Raw genomic sequence first — 22,112 nt, 5'->3', positions numbered from 1 at the left:
GCGATACGGGTCAGGCCCGCTAGTTGGTGATGATTTCCGGCCCCATGAAGGTGTTGGGCAGGAAGGTCGATATCCACGGTATGTACGTCACCATGATCAGGAAGACGAACAGGACTGCCAGGAAAGGAAGCGCCGCCTTCACAACACCCATCATCGGCATCCCGGCCACGCCAGAAGTCACGAACAGGTTCAGCCCGACCGGAGGCGTGATCATCCCGATCTCCATGTTCACCACCATGATGATGCCCAGATGGATCGGGTCGATGCCCAGTTCGATGGCAATCGGGAACACCAACGGGGCCACGATGACCAGCAGACCCGAAGGTTCCATGAACTGACCCCCGATCAGCAGGATCACGTTCACCACGATCAGGAAAGTGACCGGCCCCAGACCCGCCGACAGCATGGCACTTGCGATATGCTGGGGCACTTGCTCATCTGTCAGCACGTGCTTCAGGATCAGCGCGTTGGCAATGACGAACAGCAGCGTGACCGTCAGCTTACCCGCCTCAAACAGCGTGTGCTTCGTGTCCGGGTGGAAGAACGCCGTCACCAGCGCATATGGCTTCTTCAGCAATGACAGGTTGGATTGACCTTCCTCTGTGCTGAGCGGCCCCATGTCTTTGTAGACAAAACTGGCGATAAAGAACGCGTAGACAGCGGCAACAGCAGCGGCTTCTGTCGGGGTAAAGATACCCCCGTAGATGCCGCCCAGAATGATGACGATCAGGAACAGGCCCCAACCGGCTTCGCGGGCCGAGGTAAAGACCTCTCCCCACCCTTTCCAGTCGCCTTTGGGCAGGTTCTTGACCTTCGCCATAACATAGATGGTAATCATCAGCATCAGACCCGCCATCAGGCCCGGAATGACACCCGCTAGGAACATGCGCCCAACGGAAACCTCGACGGCGGCGGCGTACACAACCATCACGATGGATGGTGGGATCAGGATGCCAAGTGTCCCCGCGTTACAGATCACACCAGCCGCAAATTCCTTGGAATAGCCCACCTGCCGCATCCCGGCGATGACGATCGAACCGATGGCCACAACGGTTGCCGGGGACGACCCCGAAAGTGCGGCAAACAGCATACAGGCAAACACGCCCGCAATTGCCAAACCGCCGGGCAAATGCCCCACACAGGCAATCGAGAACCGGATGATCCGCCGCGCCACGCCGCCGGTTGTCATGAAAGACGAGGCCAGAATGAAGAACGGGATCGCCAGAAGGGTAAAATGCCCTTCAAACGCCTCGAACAAAGTACCTGCGACCGAGGCCAACGAGCTGTCTGAATAGATCAGCAGGAACAAGGTCGAGCTAAGGCCAAGCGCAACCGCAATCGGAACACCAATCAGCAGCAGTCCGATGACCATCGAGAATAGAAGTACAACGTCCATCAGTCATGCATCCCTTGCTGAGCGCGGACTTCTTCGATCTCGTCCTCGACTTCGTGGCTGGCGACAAGGCGGTCGGTTTCGCCCCGCCAAATTTGAACAGCGACCTGCGCGAACCGGATCACGAGCAACAGCATCGAAACCGGCAGAACCAGATACGGTACGACCTTGGGTAGTTTTTCGTAGTACTCGCCGTAGTTGATCAGGTCCTCAAGGAACCGCAAAGGAGCGACCATCGGGATGTCGTCGACCTCATAAAAGCTCTGACTGCGGGCGTCGAAATTGAAACCCGTGGGGAACCAGCGCCCAGATGTGGGTGGCAGATCGGCAAAGACGGCCCAATAGTCATAGGCGCCTTTCAGCAGAAGCAGCGAAAAAACCAGACAGCAGCCCACCGCAATCAGAGCTAAAATACGGCGCGGCGCTGGGGCCAGCATGTTCAGGATGGCGTCTACACCCAGATGCGCATGTTTTTTCACTGCATAAGACGCACCCAGAAGCACCAGCCAGCCGAAGGTGAAAACCGTCAGTTCCAGAGCCCATAGGATATTTGAGTTGAAAACAAACCGTGCAATCACGTTGGCAAATGTTACGACCGTCATAAGGCCCAACAGCAACGCAATCAGGGTTTCTTCGATATGGTCGACCAGCCCGCCTTGGCCGGAATTCGCACCAGACATCTTTCTGTCCCCGCATTTTTTGATGATGAGAGAGTGTATGAGGGCGGGCTATGTCAGCCCGCCCGGCCAGCGCGTCGATTACTCCCCAGTCCCCGGACGCGCGGCCTCGATCCGGTTTAGAAACCGGCGTTGATGGCCTGTGCGGCGTCGATCTTGTCCTGACCCACATCACCGGCGAATTTGTCCCAAACCGGCTTCATCGCATCGACCCAGGCCTGACGCTGTTCGGGGTTAAGCTCACGAATGATGCCCCCCGCGTCGGTGATCGATGCTTTGGCCGCTTCGTTCACGGCAAAGGCTTCTTTGTTTCGAGTCTCGGTGACTTCGCCCAGAATGGTCAGGAACTGATCACGCACTTCGGGGTCCAGGCTATCCAACCAGTCAACCGAGGTCACGACCAGATAGTCGATGATACCGTGGTTGGTCTCAGTGATGCCGTCCTGAACCTCAAAGAACTTCTTGCCATAGATGTTCGACCAGGTGTTTTCCTGCCCGTCCACAACGCCCTGCTGCAGCGCGCCGTAAACTTCCGAGAACGCCATTTTCTGCGGGCTGCCACCGATCGCTTCCATCTGCGCAACCAACACGTCCGAGGACTGCACGCGGAACTTCAGGCCGTTTGCGTCTGACGGATCTTCCAGCGGCTTGTTCGCAGACATCTGCTTCATGCCGTTGTGCCAGAATGCCAGACCCTGCAGGCCGCGGCGCTGCATGCTGTCCTTCATCGCCTGACCATCAGCCGAGGCCTGGAACGCATCCACCGCGTCAATGTTCTTGAACATGAATGGCAGGTCGAACAGGCGGAACTGCTTGGTGAATTTCTCGAACTTGGACAAGGACGGCGCAGCCAGTTGAACGTCGCCTTGCAGCATCGCCTCAAGCACCTTGTCGTCGTTATACAGGGTCGAGTTGGGATAGACCTCCATGCACATCACGCCGTTCATCTCGTCATTGACGCGCTGTTCCAGCAGCGAAGCCGCGATGCCTTTGGGGTGTTTATCGGTGTTCGTCACATGCGCGAACTTCACAACAATCTCACCATCGTCACAGGCCGCCATGCCCGCAGTTGCGGTGACCGTCAGCGCCAGAGCCGTTGCGGCTGTTGTCAAAATCTTCATCTGTTTTCCTCCCAGACTTCCAAGAAACAAGCGATCAGCGCCGGGTTGGCGCCGTATGGCGTGCAGTGAAGCGACTCGGCCGCAACCAAACAACTTTTCCCTCTGAACGCGCGGCTAAGCATTAAAATCACTAATTTACAAAGCCTTACATGGCATCAAACACACGAAGCAGAATCACCTATTCTTCTGTGTGCGAAAATCCGCACAGCCAAAAATGCTGCTTGTGCGGATTTCCGCACAATTTTCGAATCATTCATGCGAATCACTACCCAGCGTACATTCGCTGGTCGGATTACCTTCGGTAATCCTCGGGACGAATTTGGTAACGCGCCAGCTTGTCATAAAAGGTCTTTCGCGGAAGCTTCAGCGCCTTTGCCGCATCTGACGCCTTTCCATTATGACGCCCCAACGCCGCGATCAGCAGCGATCGTTCGACCCGTGCCATCTGTTCGCTCAGGCCCAGATCTGTGGCCTGTGCGACCTCTTCCGGCATTCCCAAAACAAAGCGCATGGCGGCGGACATAAGGGACCGCGCATTCCCGGGCCAATCGTTGGCCATCAACGCCGCCAGATGTTCCGATGAGATTTCAGGAACCGGAATTCCGGCCTGTTCAGCTGCCTGAGCTACATAGTGACGAAAGATAACGGGAATATCGTCAGGCCGCTCTGCCAGCGACGGAATACGCACACGCATCACGTCCAGTCTGTAGAAAAGATCGGCATTGAAACGGCCGTCGGCGCTTAAGACAGACAGATCAGCGGTGGTGCCAGCAATGATCCGACCACCCGGCCCTTGTTCGATCAGTTCAAGCGCTGCAAATTGCGTGGCCTGCGGCATGGCCGAAACCTCGTCTAGAAACAACGACCCACCCGCTGCATCCTCGCAACTGCGGGCCAGATCTTCGGGGCTGAGCGTCGAGGCCGGGCGCTTCACGAACGGCCCCTGCCCGACTGAGGACATCAGGTGCACAACCTCAGCCACTTTTGAGATGCCACTGCCAGGAGGGCCAGTCACCAGAACTTCGGCCTGTGTGGGCGCAACGGCGCGAACCCTTTCTCGCAACGCCTCTGCCTGGGGCGACAGGCCAAACAGCAATCGTGCGGCCGGGTCTCCACGTTCCAGTTCGGATCTCATTGCCCTCTGCTCGATAACCTCGGCTCGGACTGCGAACGCACGCTCCAGCACATCCAGCAGATCGGACGCGGCACAGGGTTTTTCCAGAAAGTCGAACGCGCCCTTACCCATTGCATCAACGGCCATGGGAATATCCCCTTCGCCGGTCAGAAGAATGACGGGAAGATCGGGATCGACCTCTCTGGCATAGTTTAACAGATGAAACCCGTCCCGACCCGGCATTCGGATGTCTGAGATGATGACACCGGGAAAGTCCGCTCGGATATGGTCCTTGGCCGCGACAAAAGAGCCGGCCGTTGTCGGTTGAACATCCGCCAGCTCAAGCGTTTGTGCCAAAGCCTCGCGTACGGCCGCATCATCGTCGACCAAAAGAACTCTTCGGGTCATGCTGCCTCGTCTTCCCGATAGTATTCCAGTTCCACAGTAAACATCGCGCCAGTGGGCGCATTGGTCCCGCGAATGTTTCCACCGAAACTCTGAACCAGACCGTAAGAAATCGAAAGCCCCAGCCCCATTCCTTCGGACGAACCTACGGCCTTGGTGGTGTAAAACGGTTCAAACAGCTTTTCCGTATTCTCGATACCTGGGCCAATGTCACGCACAGTGACAGAAAGTTTTTCACCGGTGTTGATCACCATTTGAATGAGGCGTTCATCCTGCTGGCTCATCGCATCTGCGGCGTTGTTGATCAGGTTCACAAACACCTGCACAAGCCTTACCTCGCCACCCCAAGCGTAAACAGGCGTGTTTGGCGGTTGCCAATCCATGGCGACGTTTTCCGTGTTCAGCCGGGCTTGGGTCAGTTCAACGGCTGTGTTCAGAACCTGCACCAGATCAACCCGCCCCATAGGTTCGCTTTCATTGCGGGCAAAGGCGCGCAGGTTCTTGATAATCCGCGCCATACGCGCAGCCATTTCAGAAATACGGCCCAAGTTCTCGGCCGCTTTTTCAGGTTTTCCGCGTTCCACGAAAGCTGTGCCATTGTCCGCAAACTGCCGGATCGCCATCAGGGGCTGGTTCAGTTCGTGACTGATCCCTGCTGACATCTGACCAAGCGCGCTGAGCTTTCCGGCCTGAACCAAATCCGCCTGTGCGCGACGCAGGGCCGCTTCGGCTTCCTGTCGTTCCGCGACTTCTTTTTGCAAGCTGTCGTTTGCAACCGTCAGGTCGAGGGTCCGTTTGGCCACTCGGCTTTCCAGAACCGCATTGGCTTCGGCCAGCGTCCGCCGCCGCTCCATCGCGAGAAAAAGCATTGCACCAAATGCCAAACAGATCGCTGCGACTGCAGCTGCCTGAAGCCGTGCAAGTTGCAGGGCTGGGGCTACGTCCACCAATACTTCGGCAGTCATATCGAGTACCGGCAATTCGAGGGTAAGGTGCAAAGCATCGCGCGGCAGATAGCGCCCCCAGTTCAATTGCCACAGCTCGTGCCCACCAACGCGCGTTGATGCAAAATCAACGGTCGCGCCATTCGGCGGAGTAAGCCCCGCCTCTCCTTCCTCGCGAGACCAGAACAGCAGGTCCGACCTGTTCGAAATGAACACAACGCCTTCTGCATCAACAAAGAAAACCGCCTCGGTACTGCCACGCCATGTCTGCTCGACATCCTGAACATCGGCAACAACCATCAGTACACCTTTGATCTGGCCAAATGGGCCAAAAGCAGGCGCAGCGTAGGAGTAGATCCGATCATCTCCGACAGGCGTAACCTCATGCGCGCTGCCCAAGGCCCCCTGCATCGCCCGACGGAAAGCGGGGTGTTCGGCCATGTTAAGCTGAGACACCGGTTGCGCTGAAACCAAGACCTGCCCTTTTCGGTCCAGGTACATCATGTTGACTGCTGCTGTTTTGTCAGCAATGTCCAGCAGCATTGCCTCAGCTTGTCGTATGTCGGCTGGTTGATCCAATTCATGCAGAATCGGATGGGTCGCCATCAGCACTGCAAGTTCTTGATACACTTGCATTTGCGTGCTCAGCCGGTCAGCCGCCAGTTCAAGATCGGCCTCGGCCTTTTCACTCAGCTGAGACAAAGCTTGACGGTAGCCATAGGACCAGACGAATCCGGACAGTACCCCAACGGCAAGCAGAAAACCGGCGATGACCCAAACCCTGTGCATATACAGGGTCTTGCATTCAACGCGCCGCGTGGCAAGTGTGCGTCGCATGAAGTCTCTCTCACAATCCCCTACGGACCCGGATTTCGTCCAGAACCCCTATCCGTTTTATGAAACAGCCCGACAAGCCGGAGATCTGTTCTATTGGACTGATTACGGCATGGTTGCCGCTGTATCCTGCCAATCCGTCCGCACCTTGCTGAAAGATCGTCGGTTCGGACGCGAAGTTCCACCCGAATGTGCTACGCAAGGCCCCGCCCATCTGGCCCCGTGGTTGTCAGTCGAAGCTCATTCGCTGCTTGAAGCCGAGCCGCCGAGACACACCCGCCTGAGGGCGCTGGTCATGCGAGCCTTTACCTCGCGGGCGATTTCGGCATTGCAGCCGTCGATTGAAACCCTTTGTCACGATCTGATCCGGGACTTCCCACAAGAGCCGTTTGACCTTTTGCATGCCTATTGCACTCAGGTCCCCGTGATTACGATCTGTCGTCTGCTGGGAGTACCCGAAGAAATGGCACCGGACTTGCTGCGCTGGTCGCACGACATGGTGGCAATGTACCAAGCCAATCGAACGCGGGACACCGAAGACAAGGCTACACAATCGGCGCAGGAATTCACCACGTTTCTGGAAGACTATATCAACCAGAGGCGTCGTGACCCGCGTGACGACTTGATCACACGATTGATTGCTGCCGAGGAAGAAGGTGAGAAACTGTCACGCGATGAACTGGTCGCCACCTGTATTCTGCTTTTAAATGCCGGACACGAGGCAACGGTGCATTCTTTGGGAAACGGGGTCAAAACCCTGCTGGAAACGCGAATTGACCCCGATGCTTTGGGGCCGGACAAAATAGACAGCACCATCGAAGAAATCTTGCGCTTTGATCCACCCCTGCACATGTTTACGCGCTATGCCTACGAGAGTGTCGAGATTTTCGGGCATGGATTCAAACGCGGCGATCAGGTTGCATTGCTTCTGGGAGGCGCGAACCGCGATCCCACTGTCTGGGATGAACCAAACACTTTCCGCCCCGCACGATCCATAGATGTCAACACCAGCTTTGGTGGAGGCATCCACTTCTGTGTTGGCGCGCCTTTGGCGCGGTTGGAAATGCGCATCGCCCTGCCAGTTCTGTTTGAAAGCTGCCCGAACTTGCGGTTGGCCGCACCTCCGGCCTATTCGGACAGTTACCATTTTCATGGCTTGCAACAGGTTCTGGTGCAAATCTGAGGCCGCTTTAACGCGTGTGCCTTTTTAAGCCTTCTCAACCAACGCGTTCAACGGCAGCATTGTTGTGGATTTTATTTCCTCCATCGACAAAAGCGCCGTCACGTTGTGGACCCGCACTTCAGAGATAAGCGATTGATAGAACACGTCATAGGCACGTGCATTCTTGACCCTGACCTTGAGGATGTAGTCGATGTCGCCAGCCAACCTGTGTGCCTCTTGCACTTCGGGGTGATCGCGCAACGCTTTCAGAAACTTGCGCTGCCATTCAGCCTCGTGCTCCGACGTACGGATCAAGACAAAAAATGTCGCCTCGAACCCAAGCGCTTCGGCATCCAGCAAAACCGTTTGCTGCCCAATGATACCTGCCCCTTTTAGCTTACGAATTCGATTCCAGACCGGGGTCTTGGAACTGCCCACACGGGCCGCAATTTCGTCCAGTGACTGACCCGCATCACGTTGCAGCTCGGCCAGAATTTTCCGATCCGTTTCGTCTATTCGAACCGACATTCCAGTATTCCTTCCAATTCGAGGTTTTCGTTCCATTTTTCAAAGCATGCGGAAATAATGTTCTTATTTCGACGCCCACATGGCGCTTTGGTGGGAATATTTCCTATATTGAGGGGCAAGTCAAACTACACCCGAGACGATCCAATGCAGGACATGCTCACAATCAGATCCAAAGGACATGTCGACTTTGTCGGCGCCGGTCCCGGTGATCCCGAATTGCTGACGCTCAAAGCGCTCACCGCGTTTGAGCAGGCTGATATCGTTCTGCATGACCGCCTGATCAGCGCACCTATTCTGGACATTGCGGGCAAGAGCGCCGATCTGTTTGATGTTGGCAAGGCCGGTTTTGGTCCGTCCTGGAAGCAAAGCGATATCGACGCGCTTTTGGTGGACTATGCGCAAAAGGGCAACCGCGTGGTGCGCCTGAAATCAGGGGACCCCACTGTGTTTGGTCGGCTGGATGAAGAAATCGAAGCAGTTCAGTCTGCGGGCATTTCCTGGCAGCTCATTCCCGGAATTACCGCTGCGTCTGCGGCTGTAGCAAGCATCGGGCAAAGCCTGACACGCCGGGGCCGCAACTCTTCGGTACGGTTTCTGACCGGGCACGACATGAAAGGCTTTGCTGATCACGACTGGGCCGCTCTGGCGCGCTCAGGGTCGGTTGCTGCAATTTACATGGGCAAGAAGTCGGCCCGGTTCATTCAAGGCCGCCTGATCATGCACGGTGCAGATCGCGCTACACCCGTCACCCTGATCGAGAACGCCTCGCGCCCTGACCAACGCATTCTGGCCACAACTTTGGACCAGTTGCCCACCGATCTGGCCGCCGCCGAAATGAACGGCCCGGCCCTGACTTTCTTTGGCCTCGCCCCGCGAGAAGCGGCGCAGGCTGTGACCGAATTCAATAAGGAGCTTGCCTGATGGCCCGCGCTTTTACCCCCAAAGTCGTCACCGCAAATGATTTGCTGGAAGGCGACGTGATTTATCAAACCGAAGATGACCGCTGGTCGCGTGATCTGTCTGATGCCGAACTGATCACTGACGAAGCGCATGCACAGGTGCGTCTGCTGGACGCCGCCCGGCAGGCCAGCAAGATTGTGGGTGCATATCTGGCTGACGCTGTTGCAGGCGAAAACGGCCCTGAGCCCACACATTTTCGGGAAGATTTCCGCCGGACTGGTCCGTCCAACTATGCCCACGGCAAACAGGAAACTTCCCCGCAGCCCCGGGCCTGAACTTAGGCCCTCTCTCTCCCCTTCTATGGCCCCAAGGTTCGGGGTTGCAACCAAGGACAGCTAGACATGTATCGCTACTCCGAGTTTGACCACGAGTTTCTGGCAGAGCGCAACGCGCAATTCCGTGCGCAGGTCGAGCGCCGCATTGACGGTTCGCTGACCGAAGACGAATTCAAACCCCTGCGCCTGATGAACGGCCTGTATCTGCAACTGCACGCCTATATGCTGCGCGTCGCCATCCCCTATGGCACCCTGTCCAGCGCGCAGATGCGCCAACTGGCGCTGTTGGCCGAAAAGTGGGACAAGGGCTATGGCCACTTCACCACCCGTCAGAACATCCAGTACAACTGGCCCAAGCTGAACGACGTGCCGGATATGCTGGACGCGCTGGCCGAAGTTGGCATGCACGCCATTCAGACCTCGGGTAACACCATCCGCAACGTGACCGCAGACCACTTTGCTGGCGCAGCCGCGGATGAAGTTGCGGACCCGCGCCCTTATGCAGAACTTCTGCGCCAGTGGTCGACCGACCACCCGGAATTCCAGTTCATGCCGCGCAAGTTCAAGATTGCCATCACCGGTTCGGAAAATGACCGTGCCGTCATCAAGGCGCATGATATCGGCCTGCAACTGGTCGAGCGTGACGGTGTTCTGGGGGCCCGTGTGATTGTTGGTGGCGGTCTGGGCCGTACGCCAATGATCGGCAAAGAACTGTCGGATTTCGTCGCTTTTGACGATCTGCTGGCCTATTTGGAATCCGTTGTGTCCGTCTGGAACCAGATCGGTCGCCGTGACAACAAATATAAGGCACGCATCAAGATCACCGTGCACGAGCACGGCATCGACGCCATCCGCGCCAAGGTCAACGAGCGTTTCCTGCAGGTCCGCCCGCAGTTCAAGGGTGCTGACATGAACCTTCTCGAAGAGATCAAGGATCACTTTGCGGCACCTGCCTTCCGCGAAGGTTCGGTTGCGTCTTTTGAAAGCGCCTACACCAACGATCCGGTTTTCCGCTCGTGGGTCGACACCAACATCGCGCCGCACAAAAACGCAGACCACGCGATTGTCACGATCTCGATCAAAAAGCACGGCGCGACGCCGGGCGATGCAACGGCCGAGCAGATGCGCATAATGGCCGATCTGGCCGAAGAGTTCGCGTATGACGAGCTGCGTATCAGCCATGAGCAGAACGTGATCCTGCCGCATGTTCACAAATCGGATCTGCCTGCGATCCACGCGAAGCTGAAGGAATACGAACTGGCCACCGCCAATATCGGCCTGATCAGCGACATAATCGCCTGCCCCGGCATGGATTACTGCGCGCTGGCCACGGCACGATCGATCCCGGTTGCGCAGGAAATCGCGACCCGGTTTGACGAGCTGAAGCTGGAGCATGATATCGGTCACCTGAAGATCAAGATCTCGGGCTGCATCAACGCATGTGGTCACCACCACGTGGGGCATATCGGCATTCTGGGGCTGGATCGCGCGGGCGTTGAAAACTACCAGATCACTCTGGGCGGCGACGGCACCGAGACAGCGGCCGTGGGCGACCGCACGGGTCCGGGCTTTGCCTATAGTGAAATCGTGCCCGCCGTAGAGCGCATCGTCGACACCTATCTGAACCAGCGGGAGAGCGCCGAAGAAACTTTCCTGGAGACCTATCGCCGAGTTGGCTTGGCTCCGTTTAAGGCAGCCCTCTACCCCGAGGCTCGGGCGAATGCCGCTTGATCTGATCCAGACGGAACTGGGCAAAGACCGCAGCGAACTGACCGAAAAGGTCGAAGAGCTGAACGCCCGGTTCCGCCACCATTCTGCGCATGATGTCATGCATGGTGCCATCGAGGAAATCGACGATCTTGCTCTTGTCTCAAGCTTCGGTGCGGAATCGGTGGTCTTGCTGCATATGGCAGCGGTGGTCGACAAGGCGACCCCGGTGCTGTTCGTGGACACTCAGTTGCTGTTCACTGAAACGCTGGAATACCAACATGAGGTCAGCGAGCGTTTGGACCTGAAGAACGTCAAGATCATTCGTGCGGATGAAGAAGACGTTCAACGAGACGACCCTTACAGTGCTCTGCGCCTACGCGATACAGATGCCTGCTGCAACCTGCGCAAAACCTTCCCACTGCAAAAAGCCCTGTCGGGCTATTGTGGCTGGATCACGGGACGCAAGCGGTTTCAGTCGGGCACACGCGCCGCGCTCGAGTTTTTTGAAGTCGAAGACGGCACGGGCCGGATCAAAGTCAACCCGCTGGCCCACTGGGCGCCCGAAGACGTGCGCACCTATATGGACGAAAACAATCTGCCCCGGCACCCGCTGGTGGCCAAAGGATACCCTTCGATCGGATGTGCACCCTGCACCTCGCCGGTCAAAGAGGGCGAAGACCCACGCGCCGGACGTTGGCGCGATCAGAACAAGGAAGAATGTGGCATCCATTTTGTCGATGGCAAAATGATCCGCATCGGAGAGAAAACATGAACGTAATCGTAACGGATGAGGGCTTTTCGCCTGATGATTGGACCGACGGCTTTGTCACCCTGGATGATGCCGCCAATGACGTAGTGGCCCTTGATGTGGCCTCGGACACCGACCCGGATGAGCTGATTGACCGTTTGGGCAGCGCCAAGATGGTGCGTGTGGACTTCCCCTCCTCTGCGGATGGGCGCGGCTTTACAATTGCACGCGTTCTACGCCTGAAAGGGTATACAGGCCGCCTGCGCGCCAAAGGCCATGTTCTGGCAGACCAATACGCCATGGCCCGTCGCAGCGGGTTCGACGAGGTTGAAATAGATCATGCGCTTGCGGACCGACAGCCCGAAGATCAATGGCTGGCCCGCGCCAATTGGCAAGATAATAACTATCAGGCCCGCCTGCGCGGATAAGACTGCACGCACAAGCTTGTGATACAAGGGGGGCAATCTGTCCCCTTTTCCTGACTTGGATCAAAGATTAAACGGAGATGTCGGTTTAGCTGGCCGGCAGTGAAATGATGACAGAGATGAAATCCGTGAGTGAAGCAACCGCCGTTAAGGCCCCCGTACTGCCAGATGCCCAGACTGTCACCGAGGTGAAGCACTGGACTGACAGCCTGTTCTCTTTCAAGGTGTCGCGCCCTGCCTCGCTGCGATTCCGCTCGGGTGAATTCGTGATGATCGGCCTGCTGGGCGACAACGGAAAACCTTTGCTGCGCGCCTATTCGATTGCGTCGCCGTCCTGGGATGAAGAGTTGGAGTTCTATTCCATCAAGGTACAGAACGGCCCGCTGACTTCGAAGCTGCAACATATCAAACCCGGCGATCAGATCATTTTACGCCCCAAGCCGGTTGGCACACTGGTGCATGACGCCCTGCTGCCTGGCAAACGCCTGTGGTTCTTTGCCACCGGCACCGGTTTCGCGCCATTTGCCTCGCTACTGCGTGAACCGCAGACCTATGGGGATTATGACGAGGTTATAATCACCCACACCTGCCGCGAAGTCGCGGAACTGGAATATGGCCGCCAACTGATCGAAAACATCCGTCAGGATGAATTGCTGGCCGAGTTGATGGGCGAAGGGTTCGCTGACAAAATCCGCTATTACCCAACCACCACGCGGGAAGACAGCCCCAAGATGGGCCGCATCACCACCCTGCTGCAGGACGGCACCGTGTTTGCCGACTTGGGCATCGAAGGCGGCATCAAGCCTGAAACCGACCGCGCAATGGTTTGCGGTTCCTTGGCTTTCAACCTGGACATCAAGGAAATCCTTGAAGGGTTTGGTCTGCGTGAAGGCGCAAATTCCGAGCCAAAGGAATTCGTTATCGAGAAAGCCTTTGTCGGATAATACCAATTTGCGTTCGAAGCTTTGGTGCTTCGAACGCGAAAAACACCCGATAAAACAAGTTTTTTCACTGCAACCTGTATTTATGCCGCTTGAAGTGCGGCGCAGCCCGGTTTAAATTCCGGGCTCGAAATTCTGCAATCATCAAAGGAATGAACCCATAGCTCGCAGACCTCACAACGCGCCGCCTCAACGTGACACCGGCCCGCGCGTCAATGACAGAATCCGTGCCCCCGAAATTCGGCTGATTGGTGCCGAAGGTGAAAACGTCGGGGTGGTTCATCCCGCCAAAGCCATGCAACTTGCTGCAGATGCCGGTCTTGACCTTGTCGAGATTTCGCCCAACGCGAACCCACCGGTCTGTAAGATCATGGACTTCGGCAAATACAAATACGAACAACAAAAGCGCGAAAGCGAAGCCCGTAAAAAGCAAAAAGTCATCGAGGTGAAAGAGGTCAAGTTCCGGCCCAACACCGACACCCATGACTATGACGTGAAGATGCGGAACGTGTTCAAGTTCCTTGAAAACGGCGACAAGGTCAAAGTGACCCTGCGTTTCCGTGGCCGCGAAATGGCGCACCAGAACTTGGGACGCGAATTGCTGGAGCGTGTTGCTGAGGACGTCAAAGACCTTGGCAAGATTGAAAACATGCCAAAGATGGAAGGCCGTCAGATGATCATGATGATCGGCCCACTTCCTCAGAAATAGGCCAAACACCGGCTGAAAGATCTAAGGCTCTCGCAAGTACCGCGAGAGCCTTTTCGTTTCTACCGCCGTTAGATAACTGCGCTCAACGCCCGTTCCAATTTGCTGACAAGTTCTTCAATCTGCGCGTCTTCGATGATAAAAGGTGGTGCCAGAAGAATGTGATCTCCGTTACGTCCATCCCGTGTCCCCGCCATCGGATAACAGATCAAGCCTTCAGCCATTGCAGCCTTCTTCACCTTTCCGGCAATGCCCAAAGACGGATCGAACGGAGCTTTGGTGCCCCGATCGGACACCAGCTCGATCCCGCGGAAAAGGCCACGCCCACGCAGATCGCCGACATTCGGGTGCTGTCCAAACGCAGCCTCAAGGGCTGATTGCACTTTGTCTCCCATGACCCCGGCTCGGGCTGGCAAATCCCGTTCCGTCAGTTCACGGACCACCGCGAGTGCAGCAGCCGTAGCAACCGGGTGACCGATATAGGTGTGCCCGTGTTGAAAAAAACCTGACCCATCCCGAATTGCATCATATATCGCCCCGGTGCACAGCATAGCTCCGATCGGTTGATACCCGGCCCCCAAACCTTTGGCGATGCACAGAATATCCGGCGCAACATCGTCATGATCGCAGGCAAACAGATGGCCTGTGCGCCCCATACCGCACATAACCTCATCCAGGATCAACAGCACCCCGTATTGGTTGCAGATTTCCCGGATACGTTTGAAATACCCCTCAACAGCCGGAACCGCGCCCAGGGTTGCACCGACCACGGGTTCTGCCATGAAAGCCATAACTGTGTCCGGACCCAGGCGTAGTATTTCAGCCTCAAGCTCGTTGGCAACGCGCTGACCATAGTCAAAGCTACCCTCACTTTCAGGTTTTTCGGCGTATTCATAACAAGCCGAAATATGCGTCATCTCAATCAGCATCGGTGCGAACTGAGCACGCCTCCAGGCGTTGCCCCCGGCAGACAAAGCGCCCAGCGTGTTGCCGTGGTAGCTTTGTTTTCGCGCGATGACATGCCGACGCTCGGGCTGACCGGTCTCGAGAAAGTACTGACGCGCCAGTTTGATTGCCGCCTCGGTTGCCTCAGACCCGCCCGATACAAAATAGACCCGGTCCAAATCGCCCGGCGCGTGCTGGATCAACAGATCCGCCAGCGCCTCAGCCGGTTCAGAGGTCATGAAACCGCTGTGGGCAAAGGCGATCTGTTCCACCTGATCCTGCACGGCGCGGATCACTGCGGGGTTGGAATGCCCCAGGCAAGACACGGCCGCGTCACCGCAGTCCAGGTACCGCTTGCCTTGGGCGTCGATCAGATAGCAGCCTTCCCCACCTGCTGCGATGGGAAGGTCCGATTTGGTGTGGCGTGGGAATACGTGACTCATGTTCTGGCCTTTCCAAGCAGTTCAACCAAAGCCGCGACCGAAGCCGCGTTGTCCGCCCACGGCGTGCCATCCGGGCCCGTCAGGCTGTTTTCAAATCCAACGCGCACATCACCCCCCCGCCGCGCTGCTTCGGCCAGACAGGCGTGTTCTTGTGCGCCAAACGCGCAGACCATCCAATAGTTTTGACATTTCGGGAAGGCATCCAGATCTGCCGGTACAGATTGCTGACCTTCGCTATAGCGTCCCAGAACAAACAGCCGGTCCGTCTGATCCTTACGGACAATGTCATCCTGCTGCCACTGGTCCAACAGCCGCGCGTCTTCTTCATCGTAAAGTATATGCTGCACCCGCGTTCCCTGATCAGCACAAAGCGCATAGACACGCGGTGCAAGGTTGGGGTCGCGCGCAATCTCTCGTACCGAAATCGAGGCCCAGTCTGGACGCACCTGTTCCAAGCAGGCCAGCTGCGCGGGAACGTCAAATACTCCGGCCGCTTCGGTTGTTATTTGAACATCCAACCCCGGCGCGATGCGGCGCAACTCGGCGATCGTTTCCAGATACGATCCAGCATCCAGCGAATGCTGACCATTCGCGTCCCGCACATGAACATGAATGCCCTGCGCCCCTGCAAGGTGGCAGGCCCGCGCGGTTGCGACGATCTGATCTATCGTGACCGGAAGGGCAGGATGATCTGCTTTAGTGCGCCGCGCGCCATTGGGCGCGACTAGAATATAGTGGGTTTTGCTGTCGTCGGCAGGGATGGGATTCATCTGTTCTTTCCTCTTACAAGGTTGCAGCTAGTCTCCACTCAATACGTTTTCAATTTACGCTATAGAAAACATATGTTTTATTTTAGCCATGACCCCTACCCTGATGGCACTCACGGATCAGTTGAGGCGCGAGATTGATAAGATGCCTGCGCAAATGCAGGTCGCGGCAAAGTATATCGTCGACCATCCCGGCGACTTTGGACTGAACCCTATCCGTAAAACAGCGGACAGAATCGGCATCAGTTCAAACGTGTTGGTACGACTTGCGCAGCGCATGGGCTTTGACAGCTTCGACGCATTTCGCCAACCATTTCGCCGCGCTCTGACAACTGACAGCGAAGACCGGCTGGGGCAAGGCTGGTTGGAGGCTCCGTCGGGACAAGACCCGTTTCATCTGGCGCAGGTCAAATTCGCTCAGAACGAGATGAATGTGGTTTCGCGATCCTTGCGCCTGATGGATCCGCATCTGACACAACAAGCCATTGGGCACATGGTTTCCGCGCGGCGCTGTTACGTGACGGCGACCCGGTCCAGTCATGCGCTGGCCTACTACTTTCATTACGCAGCCCGCATGGCGCATCCCGGATTGCAGCTGGTGCCCCGTCACATGGGCTCAGCCATTGACGATTTGGTCGAAGCCACGGCTGAAGATTGTCTGTTTGCCATCACCGTCCATCCCTATTCCGCCGATACGATACAATCGATGCGCTTTGCCCGCGACCGGTCCATGCGTATCGTGTTGCTGTCGGATAGCGAGGTGATCGCGCCCGGGGTCGAACCGGATGTAATCCTGTCTGTCAGCACCCGAACTTTGCACCCATTTTCAAGCTTTTCCGGCGCGATGGCCGTGTTGGAATGTTTGCTCGGGCATTTGTTCGAGGCCGGTTGCAAGGACGCCCGGGCACGCGTGGAACAGTACCAAAAAGCACGGGAAGACACGGGGGCTTATTGGCGGCCCGGTGTTTTGCCAAAGCTCAGGAAGCTCTGACGACCTTGCTGAGATGCGGCCAGCGCACGTCAATACGTCTAGGTTTTGCGTTTGGCACGCGGCTGCGGTCTGGTCGGAATTTCCTTTAAAAGCCCGCCAACCCCCATCGCTGCTATGTCAGCACCCGTAGTCTCAATTCCACACGAGATCCGAGACAGAACCCAATCGGCACCGTTTAAGGCTGGAGAACGCGCACAGCCTGGTAATCCAATGACCGGGCGATCCCGCAAGGCGCCCAAAAACAACAGGTTTCCCGGATCCACCGGCATTCCAAAGCGATCCACCTGCCCGCCAGCCAGACGCACAGCTGAAGGTGCCACATCTTCCGGGTCCGACGTCGCAGACCCTGTCAGGATCATCAAAACATCGCCATCGCTTTGCGAAACCGCTTTGGCCAGAGCATCGACCCTGTGCGGAACGATCTGCACATCGCTCAGTTCCATATCCAGCAACTCGACCCGGCCCCGAATAGCGGCAATCCCTTTCTCATTCGATGGCCCGCCCGGAATGTCCGTCACGATCAGTCCGGCTGTTTGGTGAACCGGACGCGCCAAACGGATTGCGCCCTGTGCCAAAGCGGCGGCGCGTTGGACATCCTCTTCGGGCACAGCGTAAGAGATGACCTTGATGGTCGCCACCATACCACCTGGTCCCATTTGCTGATGCTGGGGTACCGTGGCCACTGTGATCATCGGATTGACTTGGTTGAACCGCTCAAGCGCAGCGACATCCAGAACGGCCACCCCCGGTCCATCGGCCAAAAGGTTGACCCGCCCGGTAAACGCCTCGGTCACGCGCAGGTTGGCTGCGGCAGCATCAGGCGCAAGGGCCGCTGCCAAAGCCCGTGCGGCCTCGTCCTCATGGCAGTCACCGGGATCAAGCCGTGCGACAATGACTTCGCTTAGCCCAGCTTGCGTCAACTGCACAATATCTTCGGGCTGCAATGCCAATCCTTTGCGCAGCTTACGCCCGTCTGCCGTCACCGAATGCGCCAGAATGGCCCCTTCGGCTTGCGCTACGGGAACCGGGCCAAACCTCATGCTTTGCCCCGCAAGACCGCCGTCATCTGAGCCAGAATAGCAACGGCGATTTCTGCAGGTCCCGCAGCACCAATATCCAATCCGATCGGGCCGTGAATTCTGGAGATCTGTTCCTCAGTGAACCCTGCGGCTTTCATACGATCTACACGCTTGGCATGGGTCCGCGTCGAGCCTAGAGCACCGATGTAAAAGACACCAGCATCCAGTGACGCCTGCAGCGCCGGGTCGTCCAGCTTGGGGTCATGGGTCAGCAGTACAATTGCGGTGCGCGCGTCCAGCCCCAACTTGGCGACCGCTTCGTCCGGCCAATCAGTCAAAATCGTTTCCCCAGGAAAGCGTGCACTGGACGCAAAGGCATCGCGTGGATCTATGATTGCTGGATCGTAACCTGCAACGCGGGCCATGGGCACAAGGGCCTGTGCGATATGGACAGCCCCCACAACGATCAGACGCAAAGGCGGGTTGTGAACGGCCACAAAGGTCTCGCCGTCCTCTTCAAAACCGGACCGGTCCATGCGCAACCGATCAGCGTAAGCGTTGCGACGTAAGGCCCTGTGTCCAGTATTTGTGTTCACCTCATACGCCACGGGCGCGCGCGCAGCACGGGCTGCGACCAATTCTGCCAGCATGGGCTCGGGCAGGACCTTGCCAATGGGTTCGACCAGAACACGGATCGTTCCGCCGCAGGCCAGCCCCACAGCAAAGGCGTCCTCATCGCTGACGCCAAATTCCAAAAGCCGGGCTTCGCCCTCGTCCAAGGCTTCAAGCGCTTCAACGATCACCGCACCTTCTACACAACCGCCGGAAACCGAGCCTTCAATCCGCCCGTCTCCACCGATCACCAATTGCGATCCTACACGCCGTGGCGCGCTGCCCCAGGTTTCGACAACTGTAGCCAAGGCCGCGCCCCGCCCGCTGCGGTGCCAGTCCAGAGCCGTTTCCGGGCTGTTGTCGAATCGCTCCATCAGACCCTCCAGATGTCGTCCGACTCCAACATAGGCAGGATTGGCGCGATGAAAAGCGCCACCGCCTTGCCAAAAGGTCTATACCGGTTGTTTCCCGAACCCGGCTAAACCTCGGCCTCATTCAATAAATCATAGGATTGATTGTTTGGAGGCCGCGTTTTAGCCTGCCCACGCAACTGGTATTTTGCCAGACCGCGTATCCAAAATTTATATATCGGAGACAAGCAGTTGAAACGTTTTTTAACACTGGGCGCAGCGGTTGGTCTTTTGACCGCGACCGCAGCATGGGCTGATACGTTCGAACGCTATGGTGAAGTCGAAGGCTGGAAGGTCTTTATCGACAATGAAAAGAAATCCTGCCTGATCGAGGCTGTGGACGATGCGGAAAACGTCGTTCAGATGGGTCTGACCGAAGACCGCGGCGTTGGCTATGTCGGTGTGTTCGCCAAAGCCGACACCGATATCAAACGGGGCGAAACGCAAGAAGTCGCTATCCTGATTGGCGACAATATCTATCTGGGTGAAGCCACCGGAATGAAGGGTAATATCACCAAGGGCTATTCGGGCGGTTACGTTCTGTCTGACAACCCCCAATTCGCTGATGATCTGGCCAAGAAAAAAGTCATGATCGTGTTCCCCGAAACCGCGTATGCGTTCACGGTCGACTTGACTGGCACATACAAAGCCATGGAAATGGCGCGCAAGTGCAACGCAGAACAGCTGTCGTAAGTGCCTAACCGGAAAGCGCGGCCATCAGCCGGGCTTTCTGACCCTGGTCGTCGAGTTCTGAGATCACGTCGGCCAGGTCTTCGAGCGAGGCGATCGAATGTCCTGCCCGGAAACTGTCCACATGTGGCAGCATTGCCGCAACGCCCTGTGCTTTCGGGGCGAACCCATCCCAACGTAACAACGGATTGAGCCAGATCAAGCGTCTTGCGGACAGATGCAAGCGTTCAATCTCTTTCTGCAAAATCTCCGGGTCGCCCCGTTCCAAACCGTCCGTGATCAGCAGAACCACCGCCCCTTGCCCCATGACACGACGGGACCAGTCGCGGTTGAATTGGTGCAAACAGTCGCCGATGCGTGTGCCTCCTTCCCAATCCTGCGCCTCGGACCCAGCGGCGGCAAGCGCTGCGTCCACATCTCTTTGATGAAGATGGCGCGTTATATTGGTCAGACGGGTGCCAAATGTGAAGGCGTGAACCTTGGCCCACCCCGCCCCCTTGGCGTTGGACACCGTGTGTAGGAAATGAAGGATGATCCGGCTGTATTGGCTCATGGATCCAGAAATATCACAAAGCGCGACAAGGTTAGGCCAGCGCGGCTTGGGCTGAAGCCTGGCTATAGTGCGCAGCTCGCCGCCTTGTCGCATTGCCGCGCGCAACGTTCGGGCACGGTCGATACGGTGGCCAAGATGGCTGGCCTGCCCACGGCGCGACTCGATGGGTTTAACCGGCAGGGTCATCCGTGCCAAAACGCGTTTGGCTTGCGCGATTTCGGCCGTGCTCATCTGCTCAAAATCGAGATTGCGCAAACGTTCTTCGGATGATGCTGTCTGAGTAGCGTCAATCTCGATTTCGGTTTCGCCCTCATCTTGTATGACGGGTTCCGGCAGATCCTGTTCGACGCCATCCAGCAACGCCTCGGCTGCGCGTTTTTCACCGGCATCGGCCTTGCGCTCTTCCTGAACGCCGCGAATGGCGGGCAGCATCATGGCCATCATGTGTTCCATGTATCGCGGATCGCGCCAGTACATTCGAAAGATTTGCGCAAACACCGTGCGGTGTTCCGGGCGGTTCACGAAACAGGCGTGCAGCGTCCAGTAAAAGTCCCGTTTCTCGGTAAACCCTGCCGCCTGCACAGCGTTGATGGCATCAATCACGCGCCCCGGACCGATTGGCAAACCCGCCTTTCTGAGAGCACGGGCGAAGTGCGTGATATTCTGGGCCAGCTTCGGGTTGTCCGGTATTTCCAGCGGGAGTTGTTCTGCCATCAGCACCCATGGGGGCTCTGCCCCCACACCCCCGGAGTATTTGGGAAAAGGTGAAGCATCAGGCCGGTTCGAGGGTGGCCTTAGCCTCGTCCAGAATGCGCTTCGCCTCGGACCCCTGTAGTTTCTGGATGTCGTCCTGGTATTTCAGGATTGCTCCCAGCGTGTCGCCGATCACCTCAGGGCTCAGGTTCATCACATCCAGCGCCAACAGGCATTTGGCCCAGTCGATTGTCTCGGCCACGCCGGGCTTCTTGAACAAATCTTCGGTGCGCAAACGCTGAACAAAGGCCACAACTTCCCGGCTGAGGGCATCCGCGGCTTCGGGTGCGCGGGCGTGCAGGATTTCGATCTCGCGCTCGAAATCGGGATAGTCGACCCAATGATAAAGGCAGCGGCGTTTGAGGGCGTCATGCACCTCGCGCGTGCGGTTTGACGTGACTATGACAACGGGCGGCTCTGGTGCTTTAACGGTGCCCAACTCTGGGATCGTGACCTGAAAATCACTGAGAGCCTCTAGCAGGAAGGCTTCGAAAGGTTCATCGGTCCTGTCCAGCTCGTCAATCAGCAGGACCGGCGCGCCATGTTCGTCTGGCCGCATGGCTTGTAACAACGGGCGTTCGATCAGGTATTCGTCTGAGAACAGTTCGGACTGCAATGCACCCCGATCCGCCCCGCCCGACGCCTCAGCCGTGCGGATCGCAACCATCTGCGCGGGAAAGTTCCATTCATAGACGGCAGAAGAGGCGTCCAGACCTTCGTAGCATTGCAAGCGGATCAGGCGACGGTTCAAACCCGAGGCCAAGGCTTTGGCGATTTCGGTTTTCCCAACGCCCGCTTCACCTTCCAGAAACAAAGGTCGGCCCAGTTTCAGCGACAGGAAAACAACCGTCGCAAGGGCGCGTCCGCATACATAGCCCTGGGCTCCCAACATCTGCTGCACGGCGTCAATTGAATTTGGTTGCGTCATGGAACCCTCTCTCCTTAGCGTTCAAACAGGTCACGCACAGACCTGTGCGTCAAGACCT

General features: G+C 57.1%; 22 protein-coding genes. 10 read left to right on the top strand and 12 right to left on the bottom strand.

Translation table 11 applies throughout. From position 1 onward, the window contains the following. Positions 1–19: 19 nt before the first annotated feature. From GOV91_RS01310 to GOV91_RS01290, 5 genes are all read right to left on the bottom strand, one after another. Complete coding sequence (locus tag GOV91_RS01310) at positions 20–1,396, bottom strand: TRAP transporter large permease (RefSeq protein WP_171234173.1); 1,377 nt, start codon at positions 1,394–1,396, stop codon at positions 20–22. Beyond that, positions 1,396–2,073, bottom strand: coding sequence for a TRAP transporter small permease (locus GOV91_RS01305; protein ID WP_171174314.1), 678 nt, complete (start codon positions 2,071–2,073; stop codon positions 1,396–1,398). The genes GOV91_RS01310 and GOV91_RS01305 overlap by 1 nt, the downstream gene beginning before the upstream one ends. Before the next feature lie 116 nt (positions 2,074–2,189). Then, positions 2,190–3,191, bottom strand: coding sequence for a DctP family TRAP transporter solute-binding subunit (locus tag GOV91_RS01300; RefSeq protein WP_171174316.1), 1,002 nt, complete (start codon positions 3,189–3,191; stop codon positions 2,190–2,192). Between the two features lie 292 nt (positions 3,192–3,483). Beyond that, positions 3,484–4,713, bottom strand: a complete 1,230-nt coding sequence (locus tag GOV91_RS01295; protein ID WP_171234172.1) for a sigma-54 dependent transcriptional regulator — start codon at positions 4,711–4,713, stop codon at positions 3,484–3,486. Further along, positions 4,710–6,491: an ATP-binding protein gene (locus GOV91_RS01290; protein ID WP_254440574.1), complete on the bottom strand. Its 1,782-nt coding sequence runs from the start codon at positions 6,489–6,491 to the stop codon at positions 4,710–4,712. Before GOV91_RS01290 ends, GOV91_RS01295 begins: the two co-directional genes overlap by 4 nt. Here GOV91_RS01290 and GOV91_RS01285 point away from each other — a divergent pair. After that, positions 6,490–7,671 carry a cytochrome P450 gene (locus GOV91_RS01285; RefSeq protein WP_171234171.1) on the top strand — a complete coding sequence of 394 codons (1,182 nt, stop codon included), beginning with the start codon at positions 6,490–6,492 and terminating at the stop codon, positions 7,669–7,671. The genes GOV91_RS01290 and GOV91_RS01285 overlap by 2 nt on opposite strands. Before the next feature lie 24 nt (positions 7,672–7,695). Here GOV91_RS01285 and GOV91_RS01280 read toward each other — a convergent pair whose 3' ends face one another. Then, entirely contained in the window at positions 7,696–8,178 is a 483-nt protein-coding gene (locus tag GOV91_RS01280; RefSeq protein WP_171174323.1) for an Lrp/AsnC family transcriptional regulator, read from the bottom strand. Between the two features lie 144 nt (positions 8,179–8,322). Here GOV91_RS01280 and cobA point away from each other — a divergent pair, with 144 nt between their 5' ends. From cobA to infC, 7 genes are all read left to right on the top strand, one after another. Then, positions 8,323–9,099: a uroporphyrinogen-III C-methyltransferase gene (gene cobA, locus GOV91_RS01275; protein WP_171234170.1), complete on the top strand. Its 777-nt coding sequence runs from the start codon at positions 8,323–8,325 to the stop codon at positions 9,097–9,099. Then, on the top strand, positions 9,099–9,413 hold the full coding sequence (locus GOV91_RS01270; protein ID WP_171174325.1) for a DUF2849 domain-containing protein: 315 nt from the start codon (positions 9,099–9,101) through the stop codon (positions 9,411–9,413). The genes cobA and GOV91_RS01270 overlap by 1 nt, the downstream gene beginning before the upstream one ends. A gap of 66 nt (positions 9,414–9,479) precedes the next feature. After that, positions 9,480–11,144, top strand: a complete 1,665-nt coding sequence (locus GOV91_RS01265; RefSeq protein ID WP_171234169.1) for a nitrite/sulfite reductase — start codon at positions 9,480–9,482, stop codon at positions 11,142–11,144. Continuing rightward, entirely contained in the window at positions 11,134–11,895 is a 762-nt protein-coding gene (locus GOV91_RS01260; protein WP_171234168.1) for a phosphoadenylyl-sulfate reductase, read from the top strand. The genes GOV91_RS01265 and GOV91_RS01260 overlap by 11 nt, the downstream gene beginning before the upstream one ends. Then, positions 11,892–12,299, top strand: coding sequence for a DUF934 domain-containing protein (locus GOV91_RS01255; RefSeq protein ID WP_171174330.1), 408 nt, complete (start codon positions 11,892–11,894; stop codon positions 12,297–12,299). The genes GOV91_RS01260 and GOV91_RS01255 overlap by 4 nt, the downstream gene beginning before the upstream one ends. A gap of 107 nt (positions 12,300–12,406) precedes the next feature. After that, positions 12,407–13,240 (top strand): ferredoxin--NADP reductase, encoded by an 834-nt coding sequence (locus GOV91_RS01250; RefSeq protein ID WP_171234167.1) that lies wholly within the window; start codon positions 12,407–12,409, stop codon positions 13,238–13,240. 157 nt (positions 13,241–13,397) lie between these two features. Beyond that, positions 13,398–13,946, top strand: a complete 549-nt coding sequence (infC, locus tag GOV91_RS01245; protein ID WP_171176191.1) for a translation initiation factor IF-3 — start codon at positions 13,398–13,400, stop codon at positions 13,944–13,946. 68 nt (positions 13,947–14,014) lie between these two features. Here infC and GOV91_RS01240 read toward each other — a convergent pair whose 3' ends face one another. After that, positions 14,015–15,331 (bottom strand): aspartate aminotransferase family protein, encoded by a 1,317-nt coding sequence (locus tag GOV91_RS01240; RefSeq protein ID WP_171234166.1) that lies wholly within the window; start codon positions 15,329–15,331, stop codon positions 14,015–14,017. Then, positions 15,328–16,101, bottom strand: a complete 774-nt coding sequence (locus GOV91_RS01235) for a 3-keto-5-aminohexanoate cleavage protein (protein WP_171234165.1) — start codon at positions 16,099–16,101, stop codon at positions 15,328–15,330. The genes GOV91_RS01240 and GOV91_RS01235 overlap by 4 nt, the downstream gene beginning before the upstream one ends. Positions 16,102–16,204: 103 nt before the next feature. Here GOV91_RS01235 and GOV91_RS01230 point away from each other — a divergent pair, with 103 nt between their 5' ends. Next, on the top strand, positions 16,205–17,089 hold the full coding sequence (locus tag GOV91_RS01230; RefSeq protein WP_254440573.1) for a MurR/RpiR family transcriptional regulator: 885 nt from the start codon (positions 16,205–16,207) through the stop codon (positions 17,087–17,089). A 38-nt stretch (positions 17,090–17,127) separates the two neighbouring features. Here GOV91_RS01230 and GOV91_RS01225 read toward each other — a convergent pair whose 3' ends face one another. Together GOV91_RS01225 and GOV91_RS01220 are read right to left on the bottom strand one after the other, a co-directional pair. Continuing rightward, complete coding sequence (locus tag GOV91_RS01225; protein WP_171234163.1) at positions 17,128–18,129, bottom strand: molybdopterin-binding protein; 1,002 nt, start codon at positions 18,127–18,129, stop codon at positions 17,128–17,130. Next, complete coding sequence (locus GOV91_RS01220; RefSeq protein WP_171234162.1) at positions 18,126–19,094, bottom strand: XdhC family protein; 969 nt, start codon at positions 19,092–19,094, stop codon at positions 18,126–18,128. Before GOV91_RS01220 ends, GOV91_RS01225 begins: the two co-directional genes overlap by 4 nt. A gap of 228 nt (positions 19,095–19,322) precedes the next feature. Here GOV91_RS01220 and GOV91_RS01215 point away from each other — a divergent pair, with 228 nt between their 5' ends. Then, positions 19,323–19,823, top strand: a complete 501-nt coding sequence (locus GOV91_RS01215) for a hypothetical protein (protein WP_171234161.1) — start codon at positions 19,323–19,325, stop codon at positions 19,821–19,823. A gap of 4 nt (positions 19,824–19,827) precedes the next feature. On the opposite strand, the gene GOV91_RS01210 is transcribed toward GOV91_RS01215, so the two are convergent. Both GOV91_RS01210 and GOV91_RS01205 read right to left on the bottom strand, forming a co-directional pair. After that, positions 19,828–21,087: a VWA domain-containing protein gene (locus tag GOV91_RS01210; protein ID WP_171174347.1), complete on the bottom strand. Its 1,260-nt coding sequence runs from the start codon at positions 21,085–21,087 to the stop codon at positions 19,828–19,830. Positions 21,088–21,145: 58 nt separating this feature from the next. Continuing rightward, positions 21,146–22,054, bottom strand: coding sequence for a MoxR family ATPase (locus GOV91_RS01205; protein ID WP_171174349.1), 909 nt, complete (start codon positions 22,052–22,054; stop codon positions 21,146–21,148). Positions 22,055–22,112 lie beyond the last annotated feature (58 nt).

Origin of the sequence: Ruegeria sp. HKCCA6837, assembly GCF_013034475.1 — a bacterium.
GTDB lineage: Bacteria > Pseudomonadota > Alphaproteobacteria > Rhodobacterales > Rhodobacteraceae > Ruegeria.
This window is presented reverse-complemented; position numbering and strand designations above follow the sequence as displayed.

Bases quoted from the DNA above. Each gene is read 5' to 3' on its own strand.
- GOV91_RS01310 (WP_171234173.1), bottom strand. From the start codon at position 1,396: ATGGACGTTGTACTTCTATTCTCGATGGTCATCGGACTGCTGCTGATT.
- GOV91_RS01305 (WP_171174314.1), bottom strand. From the start codon at position 2,073: ATGTCTGGTGCGAATTCCGGCCAAGGCGGGCTGGTCGACCATATCGAA.
- GOV91_RS01300 (WP_171174316.1), bottom strand. From the start codon at position 3,191: ATGAAGATTTTGACAACAGCCGCAACGGCTCTGGCGCTGACGGTCACC.
- GOV91_RS01295 (WP_171234172.1), bottom strand. From the start codon at position 4,713: ATGACCCGAAGAGTTCTTTTGGTCGACGATGATGCGGCCGTACGCGAG.
- GOV91_RS01285 (WP_171234171.1), top strand. From the start codon at position 6,490: ATGAAGTCTCTCTCACAATCCCCTACGGACCCGGATTTCGTCCAGAAC.
- GOV91_RS01290 (WP_254440574.1), bottom strand. From the start codon at position 6,491: ATGCGACGCACACTTGCCACGCGGCGCGTTGAATGCAAGACCCTGTAT.
- GOV91_RS01280 (WP_171174323.1), bottom strand. From the start codon at position 8,178: ATGTCGGTTCGAATAGACGAAACGGATCGGAAAATTCTGGCCGAGCTG.
- cobA (WP_171234170.1), top strand. From the start codon at position 8,323: ATGCAGGACATGCTCACAATCAGATCCAAAGGACATGTCGACTTTGTC.
- GOV91_RS01270 (WP_171174325.1), top strand. From the start codon at position 9,099: ATGGCCCGCGCTTTTACCCCCAAAGTCGTCACCGCAAATGATTTGCTG.
- GOV91_RS01265 (WP_171234169.1), top strand. From the start codon at position 9,480: ATGTATCGCTACTCCGAGTTTGACCACGAGTTTCTGGCAGAGCGCAAC.
- GOV91_RS01260 (WP_171234168.1), top strand. From the start codon at position 11,134: ATGCCGCTTGATCTGATCCAGACGGAACTGGGCAAAGACCGCAGCGAA.
- GOV91_RS01255 (WP_171174330.1), top strand. From the start codon at position 11,892: ATGAACGTAATCGTAACGGATGAGGGCTTTTCGCCTGATGATTGGACC.
- GOV91_RS01250 (WP_171234167.1), top strand. From the start codon at position 12,407: ATGACAGAGATGAAATCCGTGAGTGAAGCAACCGCCGTTAAGGCCCCC.
- GOV91_RS01240 (WP_171234166.1), bottom strand. From the start codon at position 15,331: ATGAGTCACGTATTCCCACGCCACACCAAATCGGACCTTCCCATCGCA.
- GOV91_RS01235 (WP_171234165.1), bottom strand. From the start codon at position 16,101: ATGAATCCCATCCCTGCCGACGACAGCAAAACCCACTATATTCTAGTC.
- GOV91_RS01230 (WP_254440573.1), top strand. From the start codon at position 16,205: ATGGCACTCACGGATCAGTTGAGGCGCGAGATTGATAAGATGCCTGCG.
- GOV91_RS01225 (WP_171234163.1), bottom strand. From the start codon at position 18,129: ATGAGGTTTGGCCCGGTTCCCGTAGCGCAAGCCGAAGGGGCCATTCTG.
- GOV91_RS01220 (WP_171234162.1), bottom strand. From the start codon at position 19,094: ATGGAGCGATTCGACAACAGCCCGGAAACGGCTCTGGACTGGCACCGC.
- GOV91_RS01210 (WP_171174347.1), bottom strand. From the start codon at position 21,087: ATGGCAGAACAACTCCCGCTGGAAATACCGGACAACCCGAAGCTGGCC.
- GOV91_RS01205 (WP_171174349.1), bottom strand. From the start codon at position 22,054: ATGACGCAACCAAATTCAATTGACGCCGTGCAGCAGATGTTGGGAGCC.